Source organism: Nocardia sp. Tas62D01 (assembly GCF_055232035.1).
The window spans coordinates 8177931-8196771 of record NZ_JBUYUZ010000001.1 but is presented as its reverse complement, the minus strand read 5'-3'; the positions used below and the strand labels follow the sequence as shown (position 1 = coordinate 8196771).

The following is an 18841-nucleotide window of genomic DNA, read 5'->3' as shown; positions in this document are numbered from 1 at the left end:
GTATTCAGTTGATGCCGCAGGCCACCGGGTGGTGGCTGTGGCTGCAGCGGGCAGCGTACTCGGCCGGGGTCAGATAGCCCAGCGCCGAATGTCGATGTCGTCGGTTGTGGTCTACCTTGTAGTCGCCGATGACGACGCGGGCTTCGAGCAGGCTTGTCCAGTGGTTCCGGTCGAGGCATTCTTTGCGCAGCCGACGGTTGAACGATTCGACGAATCCGTTATTCCACGGCGTGCCCGGTGGGATGTAGATGATCCCGACCCGGTTTGCGCAAAACTGTTGCAGCGCATGGGAAATCATTTCCGGCCCGTTGTCCATCCGCAACACCGTCGGCGACCCACCATGAGTGGTGAAGACCTTCTCGAGCTCGGTGACGAGCCGCTCGGCGGTGATCGAGCGTTCAACCAGATGCAATAGTGATTCACGGGTGTGTTCATCGACCATCGACGCGATCTTCACCGCTCTGCCGTCGATGGTGGAATCGAACTGAAAATCCAACGCCCACACCACCTTCGGTGCATCCGCATCGACCGGCGGCATCGACGAAACGCCGGCCCGTTTACGCGGCTGGTGCTCACGCACCTGCAGCCCTTCCTCCCGCCAGAGCCGATGCACCTTCTTCTTGTTCACCGAGCTGCCCTCGTCGAACCGCAACCGCGCCCACGCCCGCCGGAACCCGTGACACGGGTTCTTCGTAGCATACGAGCGCAGCCAGGCCCGCAAACCGGCGTCCGGATCATCCGGGGTCTGCGCGAGGGGCAGCCGCCGATACGTCGAACGAGCAAGCCCAACGACCTTGCACGCGAACCGTTCCGACACGCCCTTCACTGCTGTGAGCATGTCGACGGCACGGCGCTTGGACGCTGGGCTCAGAATTTTCCCCGGCTGATCTCCCGCAGGGCGTCCTTTTCCAGCTCCGCCTCGGCCAGCAGCCGCTTGAGCCGGGAATTCTGCTCCCGCAGCTCCTTGAGCTCCTTCGCCGCATCGGTATCCATACCGCCGTAAGAGCGGCGCCAGTTGTACAACGTCGCCGCCGACACTTCCAGCTCTGCGGCGATCTCCTCGCCCGACTTACCGGCCGCGGCCAGCTCATCGGCACGGCGCAGCTTCCGCACGATCTCCTCCGCGGAATGCCGCTTCCGTCCTCCAGCCATGATCCCAATCGTCCCTTCTGGCCCCTACCAGGGCCAACAGGACTCTAATACCGAGCGGTCTCATTCATTGGGGACGGGCCACGCTGACCTGGTTGAACGCCACGTTCTGCCGTTGTTGCGGGCACACAAGATCCGCTTGGTCGAGGTCGCTCGCGTGGGCCTGTCCAACGCGGACGGAATCGTCGTGCTGCAAGACACTCGCCAACCTTATCGCATGCATTTCGACGCCGAGGAACACGGTTTCTACCCTCTCAGCGGCGAGAACCGCAGCAACGGGATCCTTCCGCAGCGCAGCGGCAAAAGAAAATGTTCGGTTGACTGCACCAACCACCGGCAGTGAAGGATGACCGGTGACAGGTTCGAAGGGTTGGTGTGTGGACACGCGCAGGCGGTTGATCGAAGGGCAAGTCGGGATGATTCGGTTGGGATCTGTTGTAGCTGTACAGCTCCAGTTCCCTCCGTATGTTGTCCTTGGTAAGGATGGTGTCGAGGTCGAGCCCATCACGCAGTTCCTGCGAGATCTGGCGTTAGGTGATACGCGGCCGTTGACAGCCCGCAGCTACGGCTACGATCTGCTTCGTTGGTTCCGGCTTCTGTGGATGCTGGATATTGACTGGGACAGAGCGACTGGCGCCGAGGTCGATGTTCTAGTGGGCTGGCTGAGGACCGCACCGAATCCGCAGCGAGGTCGTTCTACTGCGTCGACTACGACCGCGGGTTCGATCAACGCCAAGACTGGGAAACAGTATCTGGTGCAGGGGTATTCGCCTCGGACCATCAACCATTCACTCAGCGTGATCTACGGCTTCTATGCGTTTCATGCTCATCGCGGTCGTGGCCCGGTGGTCAATCCGGTGCCGTCGTCACGGTCGCGTCGCCAAGCGTTGGGGCATCGCAGTCCGATCGAAGCGCCGGCGAAATTCAAACGAGCTCGGTTGCGGCAGCGTGTCAGTGACGCTGCGCCACGGTCGATTCCGGATTGGCTGTGGGACGAGTTGTTCGCGGCGATGTCGTGTGATCGTGACCGTGCGCTGCTGCTCTGCTACGTCAGCAGCGGTGCCAGAGCGAGCGAGTTGCTCGCGATCGGTGTCAGGGATATCGATTGGGGCGGTAGTCGAATCAACGTCGTATCGAAGGGGACCTGGTTACGGCAATCGGTGCCGGTGTCGGCCGAGGCGCTGCGGTATCTGGCGTTGTACCTCGACTCCGACGGTGTCCCCGCCGACGGTGAGCCGGTATGGCGTACACGGCGTGGGACACCACGGGCCGTCTCATACTGGGCAATGAGGCAAGTCTTGCAGCGCGCCAACGACAAGCTCGGCACCAACTGGTCGCTGCACGATCTGCGTCACACCGCCGCCACGCGAATGGCCAACGACCCAGCACTGACTCTTACCGATGTGCAGGCAATCCTGCGACACGCCAACATCGAAACCACCGGCCGCTACACCGCGGTGCGGGTCGAGGATCTGTTCGACAAACTACAAGAGCACTACAACCGGCCACGACCGACGCCCTCCTACGCGGCTGGATACGACAAGATCGACATCGAGGCGGTGTTCGGTGCCTGAACCTGCCTACACGATGCGTAATCGCCGCTCGGAGTCACTGCGAGCCGCCGACGCCGAGCGTACGGTCAGGCGTTCACGCTTCGCTGTCGATCAGCTCGCTCCCGAGCCGTCGACGGCATCGACGCCAGCGATCCCGTTCGGTGAACTGTCGACCACGTCAATCGAGCGCCTGGTCGATTTGGCCGGTGACGCCTCGTTGGGCGCCACCACCCCCGGACAGCTGGGCAAACGGCGCCGCGGTACGCGGATGCTTTTGGAGCACTTGGCCGCCTTCGCTGGTGCGACGTGGCAGCAGCGGTGGCAGGCTTCCGGCCTGGATGAGGGGTCCGGTCCGGTAGGTGCGATCGCGAATGACAAGTACAACGGGTACAACGTGACCAATGGGCTCAAGTGCCTGTTGCTGATGCGTGTGATCACACCTTCACTGACCGGATTCCGGGTCAACAAGTTCAAGGACTACCCAGCCTACTTCCGCGCCTCACAACGAGACCCGTTGCTGGAGCGTTTTTTCGACGAAACCGCCCGTACACGAACGACCGAGCACCACCAATACAAGGCGCTGTTCGACGTATGCTGCGCGTTGACCGTCCAGGGCGTTGTGTTGGCCGACCTGACCCCCGAGGGGCTGTTGTTCTACGCCGAGGAATGCCGTCGACTCGAGTTGGTCGTCGGTGCCCGCCCGGGCAGCAACCGCTTCGCCGGACTGCTGGCGTGGGAAGTCCTGCACACGATGGGGCATTTCCCGAAAGACACGCCACCGACGCTGCGGAGCTTCATCTACAAAGGTCAGCGCACCCCCGAGCAGATGGTCGACTTCTACGATGTCCGCGACCCTGGTGTCCGGCAACTCATCATCGACTACCTGCTGCGGCGCCAAGGCGACACCGACTATGTCACCCGCGAAGGACTCGCCCGCTGCATCGCTGGCGAATTCTGGTCCAAGATCGAGCAACTCGATCCCGGTCAGCGCAGCCTCACCATCGCGCCCGAACTCTATGACCAGTGGCGGGAGGGGATGCGGTTGCGCCGCGACGGGAAACCCCGCCTCGACGACGGTCAAGGCATCCTGCTGCCGATACGAGCCTTCTACCTCGACATCCAGAGCTGGGCCCTCGAGGAACCCGAACGATGGGCGCCATGGGCCTCACCGTGCCCGATCCCGCCATCTGACCTGCGCGGTTTCGGTGCCCGACGCCGTCGCATCAAAGAACGCATGGCCGATCGCACGCGGGCACGCCAACCCTTGCTGCCCGCCCTGGTTGCCCATGTCGAGACCCGCTACACCGAGATCCGTGCCCTCTACGACACCGCCCGCCAAACCCCGCTCGGAGGAAGCTTCACCTACGCCGGCCGCACCTACACACGTCCTGATGAGCTGCTGGATCGCCGCAACGAGAACACACCCTGCCCGGTGGTCCGCGGTCGTGACCACGACACCGGCCGCATCCGCAAGATCGGCGAGGACGAAGAAGCCGCGTTCTGGGACTGGGCCTACGTCGAGATCTTGCGGCACACCGGAATCCGCGTCGAGGAACTCGTCGAACTCGCCCACACCAGCATCCGCCGATACCAGCGCCCCAACGGCGAAATCATCGCCCTGCTAGTGATCGCGCCCTCCAAAGCGGACCGCGAACGTGTGATCCCCATGTCGGCCGAACTATTCCACGTGATCGCGAAAGTCGTTATGCGCCAATCGCTACAAGGCCCGATCCCCTCGCTTCCGCGCTACGACGGCTTCGAACGAATCTGGACCGCCCCACTGCCCTACCTGTTCCAACGCCAGATCGGTGAAGTTCGCCGGGTAACGAGCCCCGGCACCGTGCTCAACACCTTGAAGAGGCAATGCGAACTGCTCGGCGAAACCAACCCCGCCTTCCGCAGCCTGCACTTCACACCCCACGACTTTCGTCGACTGTTTGCCACCGACCTGGTCAACAACGGCCTGCCCATCCACATCGGTGCCGCGCTGCTCGGGCACCTCAACCTGCAGACAACCCAAGGCTACGTCGCGGTCTTCGAAGAAGACGTCATCCGGCACGTCCAGCAGTTCATGGACCGACGTCGCGCCATGCGGCCGCAAGAGGAATACCGGCCCACCACCGACCAGGAATGGGACGAATTCGAGGAGCACTTCGACAAACGCAAGGTTGAACTCGGTTCCTGCGGAAGACCTTACGGAACAAGTTGTCAACACGAACACGCATGCTTGAGGTGCAGCCAACTCCGCGTGAATCCCAGCATGCTGGGCCGTCTCGACCAACTCGAAGCCGACCTCGAAGACCGTCGACGACGCGCAGTCACGCAGGGGTGGCTCGGCGAGATCGAAGGCATCGACCGCACCCTGGAGTGTCTACGCGATAAACGCTCCGACGCACAGCGGACAAGGATCACCCAAACCGTCAGCTTGGGTTATCCCACCCGAAATCCCCAATAGCTCACTGTCCCAGGAGATCAGCTTGCCCCAAACGCTGCCCCGGCTGCTTTTAATGCCTGGTGCCCCTTACTCGAACCTCGCTGATTCGTCCGCGTTTGGCGGTGTCTATCCGGTCAGATTTCAGAAGTTGTTGTTGCCACGGACTGCGCCGGGCGGGACTGTGCTGCGTGGTGGATGGGTTTCGTACATGCGTGCCGCTACGAGTAGTGCGGCGGCGGCGCTGATGATGGCGGCGGCCCAGACCGCGGCGTGTAGTCCCATGAGGTCGGCGACGATGCCGCCGAGGATGGCGCCGACGGCGTAGCCGAGGTCGCGCCATACTCGGTAGATGCCGACGGCGCGGCCGCGCCAGATCGGGTGGGCGACATCGCCGATCACGGCGAGCAGGGTCGGGTAGACCATGGCGGTCCCGATACCGAGTAGCACGGTGCCGAGCGCCCATCCGGTGAATCCTGCGGAGTAGGCGATGACGGCCAGCGCTGCGGCTTGGATGGCCATCCCGCCGGTGATGAGGTGTTTGCGCCCGATCCGGTCCGATAGTCCACCGGTGATCAGTTGCCCTGCTCCCCACACGCCGGGGTAGAGAGCGAACAAGAGTCCGATCTGCGCGACAGGCAGCTCAGCGGTGGCGAACAGTAGGGGGAACAAGCCCCAGGACAGTCCGAAGTTGAGGTTGTTGACCAGTCCCGCGTGGCTGGCCGAGGCCAGCGCAGGCTCGGCCACGCTGGTCTGGAGGGCAATTTGGCGGTTGGTGAGTTCGGCATGGAGGTGGTCGTGTCGGCCGTCGGCGCGGGGAGTGTGACCGGTGGCCTCGAGTCGGGCGTAGTCGCGGGTTTCGCGGATGAACAGCCCGGATAGCGCCAAGGCCAGTGCGGCGTAAGCCAATCCGAGCAGGAATGGTGCGGGACGTAGTCCGTGGTGTTCGGCAAGGTAGCCCGCGAGCAGGGAGCTCAAGGCTACCGCGCCGTATCCGGCGGCTTCGTTGAGGCCCATGGCCAGTCCGCGCCGGGTAGGTCCGACGAGGTCGATTTTCATGACGACGGTGGTCGACCAGGTCAAGCCTTGGTTGATGCCCAGGAGCACGTTGGCTGCCACGACCCACCACCAGTTGGGTGCCGCGATGAGCATGAGCGGGACGGGCAGTGCGAACAGCCAGCCGATCATCAGTACGGGTTTGCGGCCGTAGCGGTCGGAGAAGGTGCCTGCGAAGTAGTTGGCGATGGCTTTGGTGATCCCGAAGGCGGCGACGTAGGTGAAGATGAAGGTGTAGCCGGTGAGGCCGAATTCGGATTCGGCCAGCAGCGGCAGCACGGTCTGTTGCTGGCCGACCATGCCACCGACGAGCGCGTTGACCGCGACCAGCAGCGCGAACTGGGCGGCGTTTTCCCGCAGTCCCAGCACCAGAGGTCTTGGGCTGGAACGGATAACATTCATCGCCCGGTCTGTAATTGCTCGCCGCGAGCCGTGGCGTAGTCGCCGGGATGTCCGGCCAGTACCCGCACGTCGTTGTGTCCGGCGGCTTCGAGGATGCTGGCCGCACCCATCGCGCGTTCGCCGTGCCCGCACATGACCACCAGCGGCCCGTCGGGCAACTCGCTCAGATTCGCGGCGAGCGCGCCGAGTTCGATGTTGCGCGCGCCGGGCACGTGGCCGTCGGCGAACTCACCGGCTTGGCGGATATCGAGCACGGTGACCGGGTCGGTGCCGGCGAGCTCGTCGGCACCGCCCAGCTGCACCGCGGTCGAGACGGGCCCGGTCCATTCCGTCATGCCGCCGTGGAGTTCTCCGGCGACGGTGTCGAATCCGACTTTGGCTGCCTCCCAAGCGATGTCGGTGGGGTTCTGGTTCTCGGCGCGGACGATGACCAGCGGTCGTTTCGGGTCGGCCAGCCAGCCCAGCCAGGTGGCGAAGACCGGGCGCAGGGTGATCGACAGCGCGCCCGGGATGTGGGCTTCGGCGAAGTCGGCGGCGGGGCGCGCGTCGACGATCTGCGCGCCGTCGGTCAGCAGCTGCTGGACCTGGGTAGTGCTCAGCGCGGTGAGTTCGAGGGTTTCCCCGAGCGCGACGGGGCCGTGGTGGTTGATCTCGCCCAGGCGCAGGAAGTATTCGGGGAAGGTGCCCATCGAGTCCAATAGTGCTGCCACGAAAGCGTCTTCGCTCTCGACGTGTAGCAGCGGGTTGGTGGCGCGTTGTTTCCCGATGGTGCTCACCCGCTCGCCACTCTCGGCGGAGGAGCAGAACGATCCCGCGCCGTGGGTCGGCCAGACCGGGGTGTCGTCGGGCAATTCCATCAGCCGTTGCAAAGAGTGAAACTGCGCCCGCGCCAAGGGAACTGTCTGTTCGGGGCTGACCAGGTCGGTGCGTCCGGCGGTGCCGACCATCAGCGATCCGCCGGTGAACACACCGAGCAGCTGCTCCCCGTTGTGTAGCAGGTAGGACAGGTGCTCGGGGGAATGACCGGGGGTGGCCCACGCCTGCAGGGTGAACTGTCCCAGCGGCAGGGTCTGTCCGTCGGTCATAGCGGTCACCTCGAATCCGCGGGGGCCGACCTCGGGGGCGAGCACGATCGCGCCGTCGGTGTCGGCCAGCTCACGCACCCCGGAGATGAAGTCGGCGTGCAGGTGGGTCTCCACCGCGTAGGCGATGCGCAGTCCACGCGCCCGCGCCTCGGCGCGGACTGCTCGCACGTCGCGTTCGGGATCGAGGACCATCGCGCGCCCGTCGCCGAGATCGAGCAGATAGGTCGAGTTGCCCAGCCCCTCGTCGACGACGGGAACCAGCGTGAAATCGGACGACATGACAGAACTCCTGTGTGCGTTGTCCCAGCAGAGGGTCTTATTCCAATAAACCATGGAATATTGAGAGTAGGCTAGGCGATGTTCACCCGGACGGCAACCGGCGAGGGGTGGATCGGCGTCCATCGTGCAGGTTCGAGGTGGGCGCGTTACCGTATTCCACGGATGATTGGAGGATGGGATGGGTGGTGACAAGACCACCGCGAAAACGGCGCTCTATGAGGCGTTCGCCGCCAGCGGCAAAGCGCTGTCGAGCGGTAAGCGGCTCGAACTGCTGGACCTGCTGGCCCAGGGTGAGCGGACGGTCGACGCGTTGGCCGCTGCGGCGGGGTTGAACCTGACCACCGCCTCAGCGCATCTGCAAACCCTCAAACAGGCCGGTTTCGTCTCGACGCGCCGTGACGGGGTGCGGATCCACTACCGCCTGGCCGGTGAAGACGTAGCGCAACTATTCGCCCTGTTACGCAAGGTCGCTGAAGCCCACCAGGCCGCGGTGGCACCAGCGCGCGCCAACTACCTCGGTCCCGAGCACGGCCTCGAGATGTCGCGCGAGGACTTGGTGGCCCGTGCGGCCGCCGGTGAGATCGTCGTCTTGGACGTGCGCCCGTTGCCCGAGTACGAGGCCGGGCACATTCCCGGCGCGATCTGCATACCGGTCGAGCAACTGGGCGAACGGATTTCCGAGCTGCCGGTGGAGACCGAGATCGTGGTCTACTGCCGCGGCGAGTATTGCGTGCTGGCCTACGACGCGGTGCGCCTGCTCACCGGTCACGGCCGCCGGGCAATCCGCCTGCACGACGGCATGCTCGAATGGCGTCTGGCCGAACTGCCCGTCGACGCCGCAGGACTGGCGTGAGCGCCCCGGCTCCGACGCCAGGGCCGGTCTACCTGGACTACAACGCCACCACCCCGGTCGACCCCCGCGTCCTGGACGCGATGCTGCCCTATCTCAGTGGATCATTCGGTAACCCCTCGAGCGGCCACGCCTACGGGCGCGGCCCCGCCGCCGCACTCGAGCACGCCCGCGCCCAGCTCGCCGATCTGATCGGTGCCGCTGCCCGCGAGATCGTGTTCACCGGTTCGGGTTCGGAAGCCAACCTGCTGGCCTTGCGTGGTGCGGCATTGGCCCCCGACCAGCCCCGCACTCACCTGATCACCCAGGCCACCGAACACCCCGCCGTGCTGGCGACCTGCGCCGCCTTGGCCCGACTGCACGGGCTACGCGTCACAGTCTTGCCCGTCGAATCCGACGGCCGCCTCGATCCGGCCGCACTGGCCGCCGCCCTCGATGACCAACCCGCGATCGTGTCGGTGATGGCAGCCAACAACGAAACCGGTGTGCTGCAACCGATCCGCGAGCTCACCGAGGTCGCACACCGCCACCATGCGCTGCTGCACTGCGACGGCGCCCAAGCCGCGGGCAAGATCGCCCTCGATGTCACCGCGCTCGGGGTGGATCTGCTCACCATCGTCGGGCACAAGATGTACGCGCCCAAAGGAATCGGCGCGCTCTATGTCCGTGAGGGTCTCACCCTCGAGCCGGTGATCTACGGCGGCGGGCAAGAACGAAATCTGCGCTCGGGGACCGAAAATGTCGCCTTCGCCGTCGGTTTCGGCACCGCCGCCGAACTGGCCACCGCTCACCTCGCCGAGAACGGGCCCGCTCGGGTGGCGGAGCTGCGCGATCAGCTGCATCGACGGCTCCGCGCGGCGCTGCCGGGCCGGGTTCATCTCAACGGCGCGTCCGAGCAGCGCCTGCCCAACACCCTCAACATCAGCATCGAGGACACGCGCGGCCACGAAATCCTTGCCGCCACACCACAGATCGCGGCGTCCACCGGCTCGGCCTGCCACGCCGGAACACACACCCCCTCCCCAGTGCTCACTGCGATGGGTATCGACACCGAGCGGGCCTTGGCCGCGTTGCGGCTCTCGCTGGGCCGCGACAGCACCTGCGACGACATCGAAGTCGCGGTCACCGCGCTGAGTACGGCGGCGGCCGCAACGACAGGGGCACCCGCCCACCGTTGACAACCGCCAGGAGAACCATGAGCCAGACCAGCTCCGGACAGGGACTGTCCACCCACAGCGTGCACGCAGGCGATCAGCGAGATCCCCAGGGCGCGATCCACGCACCGCTCTACCCCCATTCCACCTTCGCCTTCGAATCCACCGCCGCACTGCTCGACGTCGTCGAAGGCCGCGCACCCGGCAACCTCTACACCCGCTACGGCCTCAACCCCACCATCCGCGCCCTGGAAGCCAAACTCGCCGACCTCGAACACGGCGAACAGGCTTTGGCGTTGTCCTCCGGCATGGCCGCCGAAGCCGCGACCTTCCTGGCCTACGCCCACTTCGGTGACCACATCATCTGCCTCGGCGACGTCTACGGCGGCACGTTCGAACTCCTCGGAGTCAACCTCGCCCAACTGGGCATCACCACCACCTTCCTGCGCGCCGACGAACTCGACCGCCTACCCGAGGCCCTCACCGACCGCACCCGGCTGGTGTTCTTCGAAACACCCACCAACCCCAACCTCGACGTCTTCGACATCCACGCCATCGCCGAACACGCCCGCACCGTCGGCGCGCTGACCGTGGTCGACAACACCTTCGCCACCCCGGTCAACCAGAACCCGCTACACCACGGCGCCGACCTGGTCATCCACTCGGCCACCAAATACCTCGGCGGACATTCCGACCTCACCGCCGGCACCGTCATCGGATCCGCCGACCACCTGGCCCCGATCATGATGTGGCGCAAGAACCTCGGACAGATGATCGCCCCCGAGATCGCCTCCCAACTCGCCCGCTCCCTGCGGTCACTACCCGTGCGGGTCCGTGCCCAAAACGACTCCGCCGCCGCCATCGCCACCCACCTGTCGGCGCACCCGCGTATCACCCGCGTCAACTATCCGGGCCTGGCCACCGGTGACTCTGCTGCCGAATTCCTGACATGCCGGTTACAGGTTTGAGGTGGTGGCTGCTTGGGCCTGAATGATGTTGTCTGCGGTCGTTTTTCCCTGTTCGCGGCCGTGGGATGGGGTGTGTGGTGTCGATGCAGCCGCGGCCGGTGTCGCAGGTGCCCGAGCAGACCGCGCTGGTGGCGTGGGCAGCGTTCCCGAAGGGCAGCTTGGCGATGACGGTGCGGGACGGGTTGGGTGAGGTGTTCGGTGATGAGCGGTTCGTGGCCGCGTTCGGTGTGCGGGGTGCTCCGGCGGAGTCGCCGGGGGCGTTGGCGCTGGTGACCGCGCTGCAGTTCGTGGAGAACTTGACCGATCGACAGGCTGCGGACGCGGTCCGCGACAAGATCTCCTGGAAATACGCGCTCGGGCTGGAGTTGACCGATCGGGGGTTCGACCCGAGCGTGCTGGCCAAGTTCCGGTCCCGGCTGGTCGACCATGGCCTGGAACGGGTGGTCTTCGACGCGATGCTGGAGACGCTGATGGCCAAGGACCTGATCGGTGCCGGCGGCAAGCAGCGCACGGATTCCACCCACGTGATCTCGGCGGTGCGGGATCTGAACCGGCTCGAGCTGGCCGGAGAGAGCGTCCGCGCCGCCCTGGAAGCACTGGCAGCGGCCGCGCCGGACTGGCTCGCCTCGGTGATCGACGTGACGGAGTGGGCCACCCGCTACGGCGCCCGCGTCGATGGCTGGCGGGGGCCGTCCTCGCAAGCGAAACGGGACCGGCTCGCGGTGGTGTACGGCAGCGACGCTGTGGGGCTGCTGCGCGGGGTTTACGATCCCGCCTCCCCGGCCTGGCTGCGGGAGCTGCCCGCAGTCGAAGTGCTGCGGATCGTGCTGATCCAGAACTATTACGTCCACACCGACATGAGGGGACGGGAGGTCCTCAAGCGGCGGGAGGCAAACAAAGAAGGTCTCCCGCCTGCCAGTATTCGGATCTCCTCCCCGTACGACCTCGATACCCGTTGGGCGGCCAAGGGCGAGGAGCTGTTCTCCGAACGGTTACAAGGTGCACCTCACCGAAACCTGCAGCGACAGCGACGATGCCGATACCGTCGGCGAGGCCGACCCGCACAGCCGGGGGCGACCGAACCTGATCACGCACGTGGCCACCACCGCCTCCACTGTCCCGGATGTGAAGATGACTACCCCGATCAACCACGTGCTGGCCGAGCACGGCCTGCTACCCGCCGAGCACTACCTCGACTCCGGCTACCCGTCGGCACAGACCCTCACCGACGCCGCCGCACTCGGGGTCACGCTGGTCACTCCCGCCGTGGCCGACCAGTCTCGGCAGGCCAAAGCCGGTGCCGGGTTCGATAAAAGCGCTTTCACCATCGATTGGGCTGCCCGGCAAGCGGTTTGCCCGGCCGGGAAAACCAGCTCGTCGTGGAGCCCGGCCAGTCAGCGCAGCACCGAGGTCATCGTGGTCAAGTTCGGTGCCGACACCTGCGGCAGCTGCCCGCAGCGCACTTTGTGCACCAGCGCCAAGCAAGGTGGCCGCCAACTCACGCTCCAACCGAAACAGCTACACCAGGCTCTGGCACGCGCCCGTACCGAGCAAACCACCCAGACGTGGAAGGACAAATACGCTCTGCGTGCCGGCGCGGAATCCACTATCCACCAGGCCGTCACCGCCTGCGGCCTGCGCCGGGCCCGCTACCGCGGCCTGCCCAAAGTGACACTGCAGCACCTGTTCACCGCCATCGCGATCAACCTGATCCGGCTGCACACCTGGTGGACGGCCCCACCCCTCGACCGCACCCACAGCGGCCACCTCACCCGCCTCGACTACGCCCTCAGAGGCTGACCTAATTCGGCAGCAGAGTCACCGGTGAGGCCAAACGCATCGTCGACACCCAGATGCGCGGCGGTGGCGGCATTCTCAGCATCGTCCTGGACGCCACCGCCGAGCAAACCGCCGCCGTGGTCGACCGGCTGCGCATCTTCTCCATCGCACCCAGCCTCGGTGGCGTGGAAAGCCTTGTCACCCAACCCATCACCACCACCCATCATGGCCTCGACCCCGCCGAACGCGCGCGGCGCGGCATCACCGACGGCATGATCCGGCTCTCGATCGGCCTCGAAGACACCCACGACCTCATCACCGACCTCACCCACGCCCTCGACACCGAATGAAAGCATGGTCCGGCCGACACCTCACGGTCTGCCGGACCGGCATCCGGATGTGCTGATCGTTTTCTCGCTGGTCACAGACGACAAAGGGAGCGCACACATGGTGAACAACCCGCCCGGACTGGCCGAGATTCAAGGCCAACATTGGCAATCCACCTATCGCGCGCACCCGGGCATGTATGGCGAGCACCCCTCGGCTGCGGCCGTGTATGCCGCCGGGCTGTTCCAGGCCGCGGGTGCGCAGAACATGCTCGAACTCGGCGCCGGTCACGGGCGAGACAGTCTCTACTTCGCCCGGGAGGGCTTCGACGTGACCGCCACCGACGCCAGTTCAGTCGGGTTGGGCCAACTCGACGAGCGCGCCCGCGAACAAAACCTCACCTCGCGCATCACCACGATCGTGCATGATGTCCGCGACCGGCTGCCGTTGCCCGATGCCTCGGTCGACGGAGCCTTCGCGCACATGCTGTTGTGCATGGCCTTGTCCACCAACGAAATACACGCCCTCGTTCAAGAAGTCCGCCGCGTACTGCGACCAGCTGGCAGTTTCGTCTACACCGTGCGCCACGTCGGCGATGCCCACTACCGAGCAGGCATCGCACACGGCGACGACATCTACGAACACGGCGGCTTCGCCGTCCACTTCTTCGACCAAACCTTGGTCAACGACCTCGCCGACGGCTGGACACTGACCGAGATCCACCCCTTCGAGGAAGGCGAGCTGCCGCGCCGGTTGTGGCGCGTCACCCAGACCCTGCCCCAGTGAGCTGCTCGCAAAGTTCCTGTAGGCCGAATAGGGCTTTCACCGAGCGGTCGAAGCCTACGGCCCGCGACCGCGAGCGTCGGCTTGCTCGTTAGCCGAGGACCTCATTCTCGCGGGCCGCTTGGATCACGCCATCGACGGCGCGCCTGATACGTTCGGCAGCCCGGTCAGGGTCTGGACCACCGGCGTCGAGCCATGCGATGACCGCTTCGAGAGTCACTGTCGGCAGCAGTCGCGCCGCCCAGTTACGCCACCGCACATCGATGCCGGGCATTTCTTCGGCGAGTTGACGTTCGGCGATCTCGATCGACATCGCGCGCAGGGCGTCGATCTGCTCACGGAACTCCGGCTCTCGGGCCGCGTGACGAAACAGCAGCCGGAAGCCATCGGGATCGGCAGCGGCGGCACGCAGCAGCGCGGGAATGCTTCCGTCATCGAAGTCCTCGGTGCCGACATGTTCGGCGAGGTGGGCATGGGTGCGGTCCAGAACCGCCTGGTAGAGATCGGCTTTCGAGGCGAAGTGGCGATACAGGATCACATGGGTGACCCCCGCTTCGGCGGCCACCGCATCCAGGCCGGTCGCCGCGAACCCGCCACGCGCGAACGCCCGCGTCGCCGCGGCCAGGATCTGCTCACGCCGCTGCGCACGCGGCATGCGCCCGGTTTTCGCCCGCTCGGCCACCAACACCTCCTTTTGTTCACAGCCTAATGTACAACTAGACTTGTATAAGACTACTTAAACAACTTCATTGCATGCCGAGGTCGCCATGAACGCACCCGTCCAACTACCGTTCGAGCAGACACAACTCCTCCAGGTCGCACCACAACTGCGAGAACTGTTGTCCCAAGGCGTCATTCACCGCATCCGCACCGCGGGCGGCGATGACGCGTGGCTGGTCACCGGCTACCACCACATGCGCGACCTGCTCAACGACGAACGCCTCGGACGCTCCCACCCACACCCAGACACCGCCGCCAGGACCGGAGAATCGGCGCTGTTCGGCGGCCCGCTGGGCGAATTCGCCACCGAACAGGCCGACCACACGCGCATGCGCGCGCTGCTCCAACCCCACTTCTCACCCAAACACCTCCACGAGCTGCGCCCCCGCATCGAAACACTCACCGTCGGGCTGCTCGATGAGCTCGCCGCCCAGGGACCGCCCGCCGACCTGCACGCCATGCTCGCCGAACCACTGCCGATACTGGTGATCTGCGAACTGCTCGGTGTGCCCTATGAGGACCGCGACCAGTTCCGCGCCTGGACCCAGGCCGCGGGCAACATCACCGACCGGACCCGATCAGAGCAGGGCCTGGCCGAACTATTCAGCTACGGAATGGGATTGGTCGCACGCAAACGACGCCAACCAAGCGATGACGTGATCTCCCGGCTGTGCGCGACCGATGGCGTTTCCGACATCGAAGCCGCCGGACTGTCGATGGCATTGCTGTTCGCAGGCCACGAAACCACCGTCGTGCAGATCGGCCTCGGCGCCCTGCTGTTGCTCACCGCACCCGGTCAATGGCATGCCCTGCACGACAATCCGCGACTGCTACGCACCGCCATCGAAGAAATCCTGCGGGCCCCAGGCAAAGGCGGAGGCGGCATCCCGCGCTACGCGCGCACCGACTTCCAGATCCACGGTGTCACCATCCGGGCCGGCGACCTCGTGCTGCTCGACAACGGTGCGGCCAACCACGACCCGACCGCCTTCCCTGACCCTGACCGGGTCGACATCACCCGCCGAGCCCCCGCCCACCTGAGCTTCGGCCACGGAATGCGCTACTGCATCGGCGCACCCCTGGCCCGCATCGAACTACATACTGTCTTCGCCTACCTCATCCCGAAATTCCCGACCATGCGACTGGCCACCGACATCGAGCAACTCCGCACCCGGCACGACGTACTGACCGGCGGACTGGTCGAACTCCCCGTGACCTGGTGACGAACCCCGGCGGTCACGGAAGTGTCGGCGATGCCGTCCCACGCCGTGCCCGGCGCACACCTTGACGCCGGGCACGGTTGAGCTAATTCTGTTGTGCGGGTTGGCTTTCGAGCCGCTGTTTGAGGGCTGCGAGATTGGCGGGCATCTCCTTGCGGGCCTGCGGGCGCACCGCGAGTGGGACGAGGAGTTTGCCGATGCCGTGCCCGGCGAAGTCGAGGCGAATCGTCAGTCGGGCACGGCGACCGTCATCGAGTGGGGCGACGGTGACGTCGACGGACGCGCGGATCGGACCATCTACCCCACGGACGCCCCACGTCCGGGGTGGATCGAGATGGGCCAGAACTGAAGTGACCGGACGTTCGGCGAACCCGATACGCCGGGTAGTCAAGCATTTCTGCCCGACCTGCGGGGTATCACCACCGTCCATATGCCCGGAGACGACACCCTTCTGCCATTCGCTGAACCGGGTCGGGTCGGTGGCGTAGGCGAACACCTGCTCGGCCGGTCGATCGACCTCGGTGCTGACCTCGATCGCGGCCATCAGCCCTCCTGGCCGACGACGTCGATGTAGCGCTGCAAGTACAGCGGCCAGCCGGCCTCGTTGGCGACACCGTCGCGGACGGCTTCCCCGCCGTCGCTGTGGCGGTCGAGATGGCGGTGTTCGAGCTCGACGCGAGTGCGGTCGGGGCTCTCGGTGATGAATCGGACCTCTACCTCGCTGGCGTTGTCCGGATCGGTCTCGATTTCCCAGCGGCCGTTGATATCCCAGCTGAACACCACCCGGTTCGGCGGTTCGTAGGCCAGCACCCGCGCCCACCGGCACACGCTGCCGTCCTCACCGCGGTCATAGATGAACCCGCCGACCCGCGGTTCGAACACCGTCTCGGCGATCGGGACCGCCAGCAGGTTGTGCTCGCGTGGTTTGATCGCGTCGAATCGTTCGGTGAACAGCGCAAACGCGCGCTCCAATGGTGCATTGACGATAATCTGCAACTGCACCGGTTCGATCTGGGTTTGTGTCACGATTTCTCCCGAGTCTTGTTCGACCACTTGTTGATACGTAGCGAGGGCGCATCCCCAGAACCGATCGAGCTGAGCACGCAACACGCGCATACCGTCTGGATCCAACCGGTAGATCCGCCGTGTCCCCACAGCCTGATCCAGCACCAGCCCCGCATCCTTGAGCACCTTCAAATGCTGCGAAACCGCAGGACGGCTGATCGGCAACTCACGCGCGAGTTCACCGACCGCCCGCGGCCTCTCAGCAAGACGCTCCAGGATCGTGCGCCGCGTCTGATCCGCGAACGCACCCCATTTATCCCCAACTTTGTAAGTCTCTACGAACCGTAAGTCAACGCTTACCAAACTTGGTTGTCAAGGGCCTTCCGTGGATCGATCCCGCCGCCGCAGGCCCTCGTTTCTCTTGTCGAGACGCGGAGTCACGCTCCTTTATGGAAGATTTTGCCGATACGCATCACGGCGTCTCGGGGTGCGGTCAGGACGCACTGATCAACGGCTTCGTGATCCGCCGATGTAGCCAACGGCCTGTCCGTCTCAAGCTCAACTTGCAAAGTGCAGAGAAGCACATTGAAATTCAAAGGCTGGCCGATGGATATGTGGCGTGACCGCGAACTCGGGCAACGCCCTTATCTGCACGCGATCGGCTACAACGTCGACGAAGAAAACCGGATAGCCCGCGAGTCCGTACTCGATCTGGGCGGGCACCGGCAGATGGTCTACCCGATCCATGAGGCCGGGTGGTCGCGGCGACGCTGCCGTGAATACCTCTACAGCATCTTCGGCGTGTGGTGGCCGAAATCGCTGTGCCGTCAATGCCCGTTCGTATCTAAATTTAGTGAACCGGTCGCGCGTAGTCGGTCGGTGAGCCAGGCGCAGTATCGGATTGCGTCGTGAAAGGACACAATCACCACGGGGCGATCCACGTCTGCGTTCCAGATGTCGGTCTCGGTTGTCCAATGGTCCGGGATGGGAGCGTTGTCGTCGAGGACGAACGCGAGGTACTGGCGATCGGTTATGAGTGTTCTCGACAACCGATAAGGCGCCAGCTCCAGGAAGTGCCGGGGTCTGTCACCCGGTTCCCCATGCGGTAGGTCGACGCCTACTGGGACTCGGCCACCGGGGTGTACAACAAGTTCGGGTACGAATTCCCCCGCTACGGCCGCGTCGTGGACGGAATCCGGGATCCGCTGTCGTGCAGGGAAAGTCGTGGCAGTCGGTTGGGTGCTGCGACACATCAGTGTGTGCGCGTATGCCCGGACTCGGGGGGCACGGTCGCGGCTGGCCAACCGTTCCAACTCGTCGGCGGCGCGCTGGTCGCCGTGTGCAGCCACACGGGCGAGCTCTGCGGCCGCATCGAGTCGGGAGCCGGGATCTGCGGCGAACAGATCCTCGCGAATGTAAGCAGGCAACGCTTCGAAGCTGCGCATCGGGAGCAGCTCGGCCCGCTCGCCGGACATGGAGGCGGCCGCATCGACGCCCAACGATGTTAGGAACTCGACGGCTCGGGTCGTCACCTCGTCCAAGGGCACTCCGCGACCGGCGTAAGCGATCGCGACGAGCGTTCGCTCCAGGGCGTGCACGGCGCTAACTGACGGGTTCGACCCAGCCGCTACGAGGATTGCGGGCTTGATTCCGGTGTGCGGCGGCCACGCCGCGATCAGCTCGTCGGCAATCCGGGCCGCTGTGGCCTCACCGGTCAACGGCCTCGCGGAGTCCAGACATAGCAGCACCGGACGCCCACCGCCCGCCTCGGCGACCTGGTGTGCCAGCTCGTCGAATCGGATCATGCTCGAGGGCCGTCCGGGCAGGCTCGCGGGTAAGGCGAAGGCCCACAGGCTTGTGTGGCGACGTGCGAACGGCACGACGTGCGAGGCGGCGGCCAGGATCAGCATGTCCGCTGGTCCCGCCAGCGCACGGGTCACCGCGTCCAGTGTTGCTTTCGGCGAGGCCAGTTGCCGGGCGGACAGCGTGGCCACGGTGGCGTCGTAGCAGTCGTGCAGACTTGCTGCCAGGTCCGCCGCGGCGGACACGTCGACGTGTGCGGGTGGCAGGTGTCGCATCG

17 protein-coding genes and 2 pseudogenes are annotated in these 18841 nt (G+C 65.3%); 11 read left to right on the top strand and 8 right to left on the bottom strand.

The window, feature by feature from the left end; all coding sequences use genetic code 11:
• Positions 1–4: 4 nt before the first annotated feature.
• Positions 5–1152 (bottom strand): IS3 family transposase gene (locus ACV7NQ_RS39525; protein WP_463358517.1). Its coding sequence is split into 2 segments (ribosomal slippage): positions 5–882 and positions 882–1152, totalling 1149 coding nucleotides; the frame shifts between segments, so codons are not numbered across the junction.
• Between the two features lie 154 nt (positions 1153–1306).
• Between ACV7NQ_RS39525 and ACV7NQ_RS39520 the strand changes: the two genes are divergently transcribed.
• From ACV7NQ_RS39520 to ACV7NQ_RS39510, 3 genes are all read left to right on the top strand, one after another.
• Entirely contained in the window at positions 1307–1492 is a 186-nt protein-coding gene (locus ACV7NQ_RS39520; protein ID WP_463364188.1) for a hypothetical protein, read from the top strand.
• Positions 1493–2087: 595 nt separating this feature from the next.
• The gene (locus ACV7NQ_RS39515) at positions 2088–2723 is read left to right on the top strand and encodes a tyrosine-type recombinase/integrase (RefSeq protein ID WP_463364187.1); all 636 of its coding nucleotides are present in this window, start codon (positions 2088–2090) and stop codon (positions 2721–2723) included.
• Complete coding sequence (locus tag ACV7NQ_RS39510; RefSeq protein ID WP_463364186.1) at positions 2716–5157, top strand: tyrosine-type recombinase/integrase; 2442 nt, start codon at positions 2716–2718, stop codon at positions 5155–5157. The genes ACV7NQ_RS39515 and ACV7NQ_RS39510 overlap by 8 nt, the downstream gene beginning before the upstream one ends.
• A 120-nt stretch (positions 5158–5277) precedes the next feature.
• Here ACV7NQ_RS39510 and ACV7NQ_RS39505 read toward each other — a convergent pair whose 3' ends face one another.
• Together ACV7NQ_RS39505 and ACV7NQ_RS39500 are read right to left on the bottom strand one after the other, a co-directional pair.
• On the bottom strand, positions 5278–6591 hold the full coding sequence (locus tag ACV7NQ_RS39505) for an MFS transporter (protein ID WP_463364185.1): 1314 nt from the start codon (positions 6589–6591) through the stop codon (positions 5278–5280).
• Positions 6588–7955 carry a rhodanese-like domain-containing protein gene (locus ACV7NQ_RS39500; protein ID WP_463364184.1) on the bottom strand — a complete coding sequence of 456 codons (1368 nt, stop codon included), beginning with the start codon at positions 7953–7955 and terminating at the stop codon, positions 6588–6590. The genes ACV7NQ_RS39505 and ACV7NQ_RS39500 overlap by 4 nt, the downstream gene beginning before the upstream one ends.
• Positions 7956–8133: 178 nt before the next feature.
• Here ACV7NQ_RS39500 and ACV7NQ_RS39495 point away from each other — a divergent pair, with 178 nt between their 5' ends.
• The 7 genes and pseudogenes from ACV7NQ_RS39495 to ACV7NQ_RS39465 all read left to right on the top strand — a co-directional run bounded on the left by ACV7NQ_RS39495 (position 8134) and on the right by ACV7NQ_RS39465 (position 13819).
• Positions 8134–8808, top strand: coding sequence for an ArsR/SmtB family transcription factor (locus ACV7NQ_RS39495; RefSeq protein WP_463364183.1), 675 nt, complete (start codon positions 8134–8136; stop codon positions 8806–8808).
• Entirely contained in the window at positions 8805–9983 is a 1179-nt protein-coding gene (locus ACV7NQ_RS39490; protein ID WP_463364182.1) for a cysteine desulfurase family protein, read from the top strand. Before ACV7NQ_RS39495 ends, ACV7NQ_RS39490 begins: the two co-directional genes overlap by 4 nt.
• A 17-nt stretch (positions 9984–10000) precedes the next feature.
• Entirely contained in the window at positions 10001–10927 is a 927-nt protein-coding gene (locus ACV7NQ_RS39485; protein WP_463364181.1) for a trans-sulfuration enzyme family protein, read from the top strand.
• A 65-nt stretch (positions 10928–10992) separates the two neighbouring features.
• Positions 10993–11364 (top strand): annotated as a pseudogene (locus tag ACV7NQ_RS39480) (transposase); the annotation flags it as partial.
• Positions 11365–12058: 694 nt separating this feature from the next.
• Positions 12059–12727 carry a transposase gene (locus ACV7NQ_RS39475; RefSeq protein ID WP_463364180.1) on the top strand — a complete coding sequence of 223 codons (669 nt, stop codon included), beginning with the start codon at positions 12059–12061 and terminating at the stop codon, positions 12725–12727.
• Between the two features lie 38 nt (positions 12728–12765).
• Positions 12766–13056 carry a PLP-dependent transferase gene (locus tag ACV7NQ_RS39470; RefSeq protein WP_463365997.1) on the top strand — a complete coding sequence of 97 codons (291 nt, stop codon included), beginning with the start codon at positions 12766–12768 and terminating at the stop codon, positions 13054–13056.
• Between the two features lie 97 nt (positions 13057–13153).
• The gene (locus tag ACV7NQ_RS39465; RefSeq protein WP_463364179.1) at positions 13154–13819 is read left to right on the top strand and encodes a class I SAM-dependent methyltransferase; all 666 of its coding nucleotides are present in this window, start codon (positions 13154–13156) and stop codon (positions 13817–13819) included.
• An 88-nt stretch (positions 13820–13907) separates the two neighbouring features.
• Here the strand turns inward: ACV7NQ_RS39465 and ACV7NQ_RS39460 are convergent, their stop codons facing one another.
• Positions 13908–14498 (bottom strand): TetR/AcrR family transcriptional regulator, encoded by a 591-nt coding sequence (locus tag ACV7NQ_RS39460; RefSeq protein ID WP_463364178.1) that lies wholly within the window; start codon positions 14496–14498, stop codon positions 13908–13910.
• An 85-nt stretch (positions 14499–14583) separates the two neighbouring features.
• On the opposite strand from ACV7NQ_RS39460, the gene ACV7NQ_RS39455 reads away from it, so the two are divergent.
• Positions 14584–15759, top strand: coding sequence for a cytochrome P450 (locus tag ACV7NQ_RS39455; protein WP_463364177.1), 1176 nt, complete (start codon positions 14584–14586; stop codon positions 15757–15759).
• Between the two features lie 82 nt (positions 15760–15841).
• On the opposite strand, the gene ACV7NQ_RS39450 is transcribed toward ACV7NQ_RS39455, so the two are convergent.
• From ACV7NQ_RS39450 to ACV7NQ_RS39435, 4 genes and pseudogenes are all read right to left on the bottom strand, one after another.
• Positions 15842–16300: an SRPBCC family protein gene (locus tag ACV7NQ_RS39450; RefSeq protein WP_463364176.1), complete on the bottom strand. Its 459-nt coding sequence runs from the start codon at positions 16298–16300 to the stop codon at positions 15842–15844.
• Complete coding sequence (locus ACV7NQ_RS39445) at positions 16300–16782, bottom strand: SRPBCC family protein (protein WP_463365996.1); 483 nt, start codon at positions 16780–16782, stop codon at positions 16300–16302. Before ACV7NQ_RS39445 ends, ACV7NQ_RS39450 begins: the two co-directional genes overlap by 1 nt.
• 3 nt (positions 16783–16785) lie before the next feature.
• Positions 16786–17124 (bottom strand): annotated as a pseudogene (locus ACV7NQ_RS39440) (ArsR/SmtB family transcription factor); the annotation flags it as partial.
• Positions 17125–17588: 464 nt separating this feature from the next.
• Positions 17589–18839 (bottom strand): formylglycine-generating enzyme family protein, encoded by a 1251-nt coding sequence (locus tag ACV7NQ_RS39435; protein WP_463364175.1) that lies wholly within the window; start codon positions 18837–18839, stop codon positions 17589–17591.
• Between the last annotated feature and the right edge of the window lie 2 nt (positions 18840–18841).

Excerpts from the sequence above, each read along its gene's own strand:
- ACV7NQ_RS39505 (WP_463364185.1), bottom strand. The coding sequence starts at position 6,591 with ATGAATGTTATCCGTTCCAGCCCAAGACCTCTGGTGCTGGGACTGCGG.
- ACV7NQ_RS39500 (WP_463364184.1), bottom strand. The coding sequence starts at position 7,955 with ATGTCGTCCGATTTCACGCTGGTTCCCGTCGTCGACGAGGGGCTGGGC.
- ACV7NQ_RS39495 (WP_463364183.1), top strand. The coding sequence starts at position 8,134 with ATGGGTGGTGACAAGACCACCGCGAAAACGGCGCTCTATGAGGCGTTC.
- ACV7NQ_RS39485 (WP_463364181.1), top strand. The coding sequence starts at position 10,001 with ATGAGCCAGACCAGCTCCGGACAGGGACTGTCCACCCACAGCGTGCAC.
- ACV7NQ_RS39475 (WP_463364180.1), top strand. The coding sequence starts at position 12,059 with ATGACTACCCCGATCAACCACGTGCTGGCCGAGCACGGCCTGCTACCC.
- ACV7NQ_RS39465 (WP_463364179.1), top strand. The coding sequence starts at position 13,154 with ATGGTGAACAACCCGCCCGGACTGGCCGAGATTCAAGGCCAACATTGG.
- ACV7NQ_RS39455 (WP_463364177.1), top strand. The coding sequence starts at position 14,584 with ATGAACGCACCCGTCCAACTACCGTTCGAGCAGACACAACTCCTCCAG.
- ACV7NQ_RS39450 (WP_463364176.1), bottom strand. The coding sequence starts at position 16,300 with ATGGCCGCGATCGAGGTCAGCACCGAGGTCGATCGACCGGCCGAGCAG.
- ACV7NQ_RS39435 (WP_463364175.1), bottom strand. The coding sequence starts at position 18,839 with ATGCGACACCTGCCACCCGCACACGTCGACGTGTCCGCCGCGGCGGAC.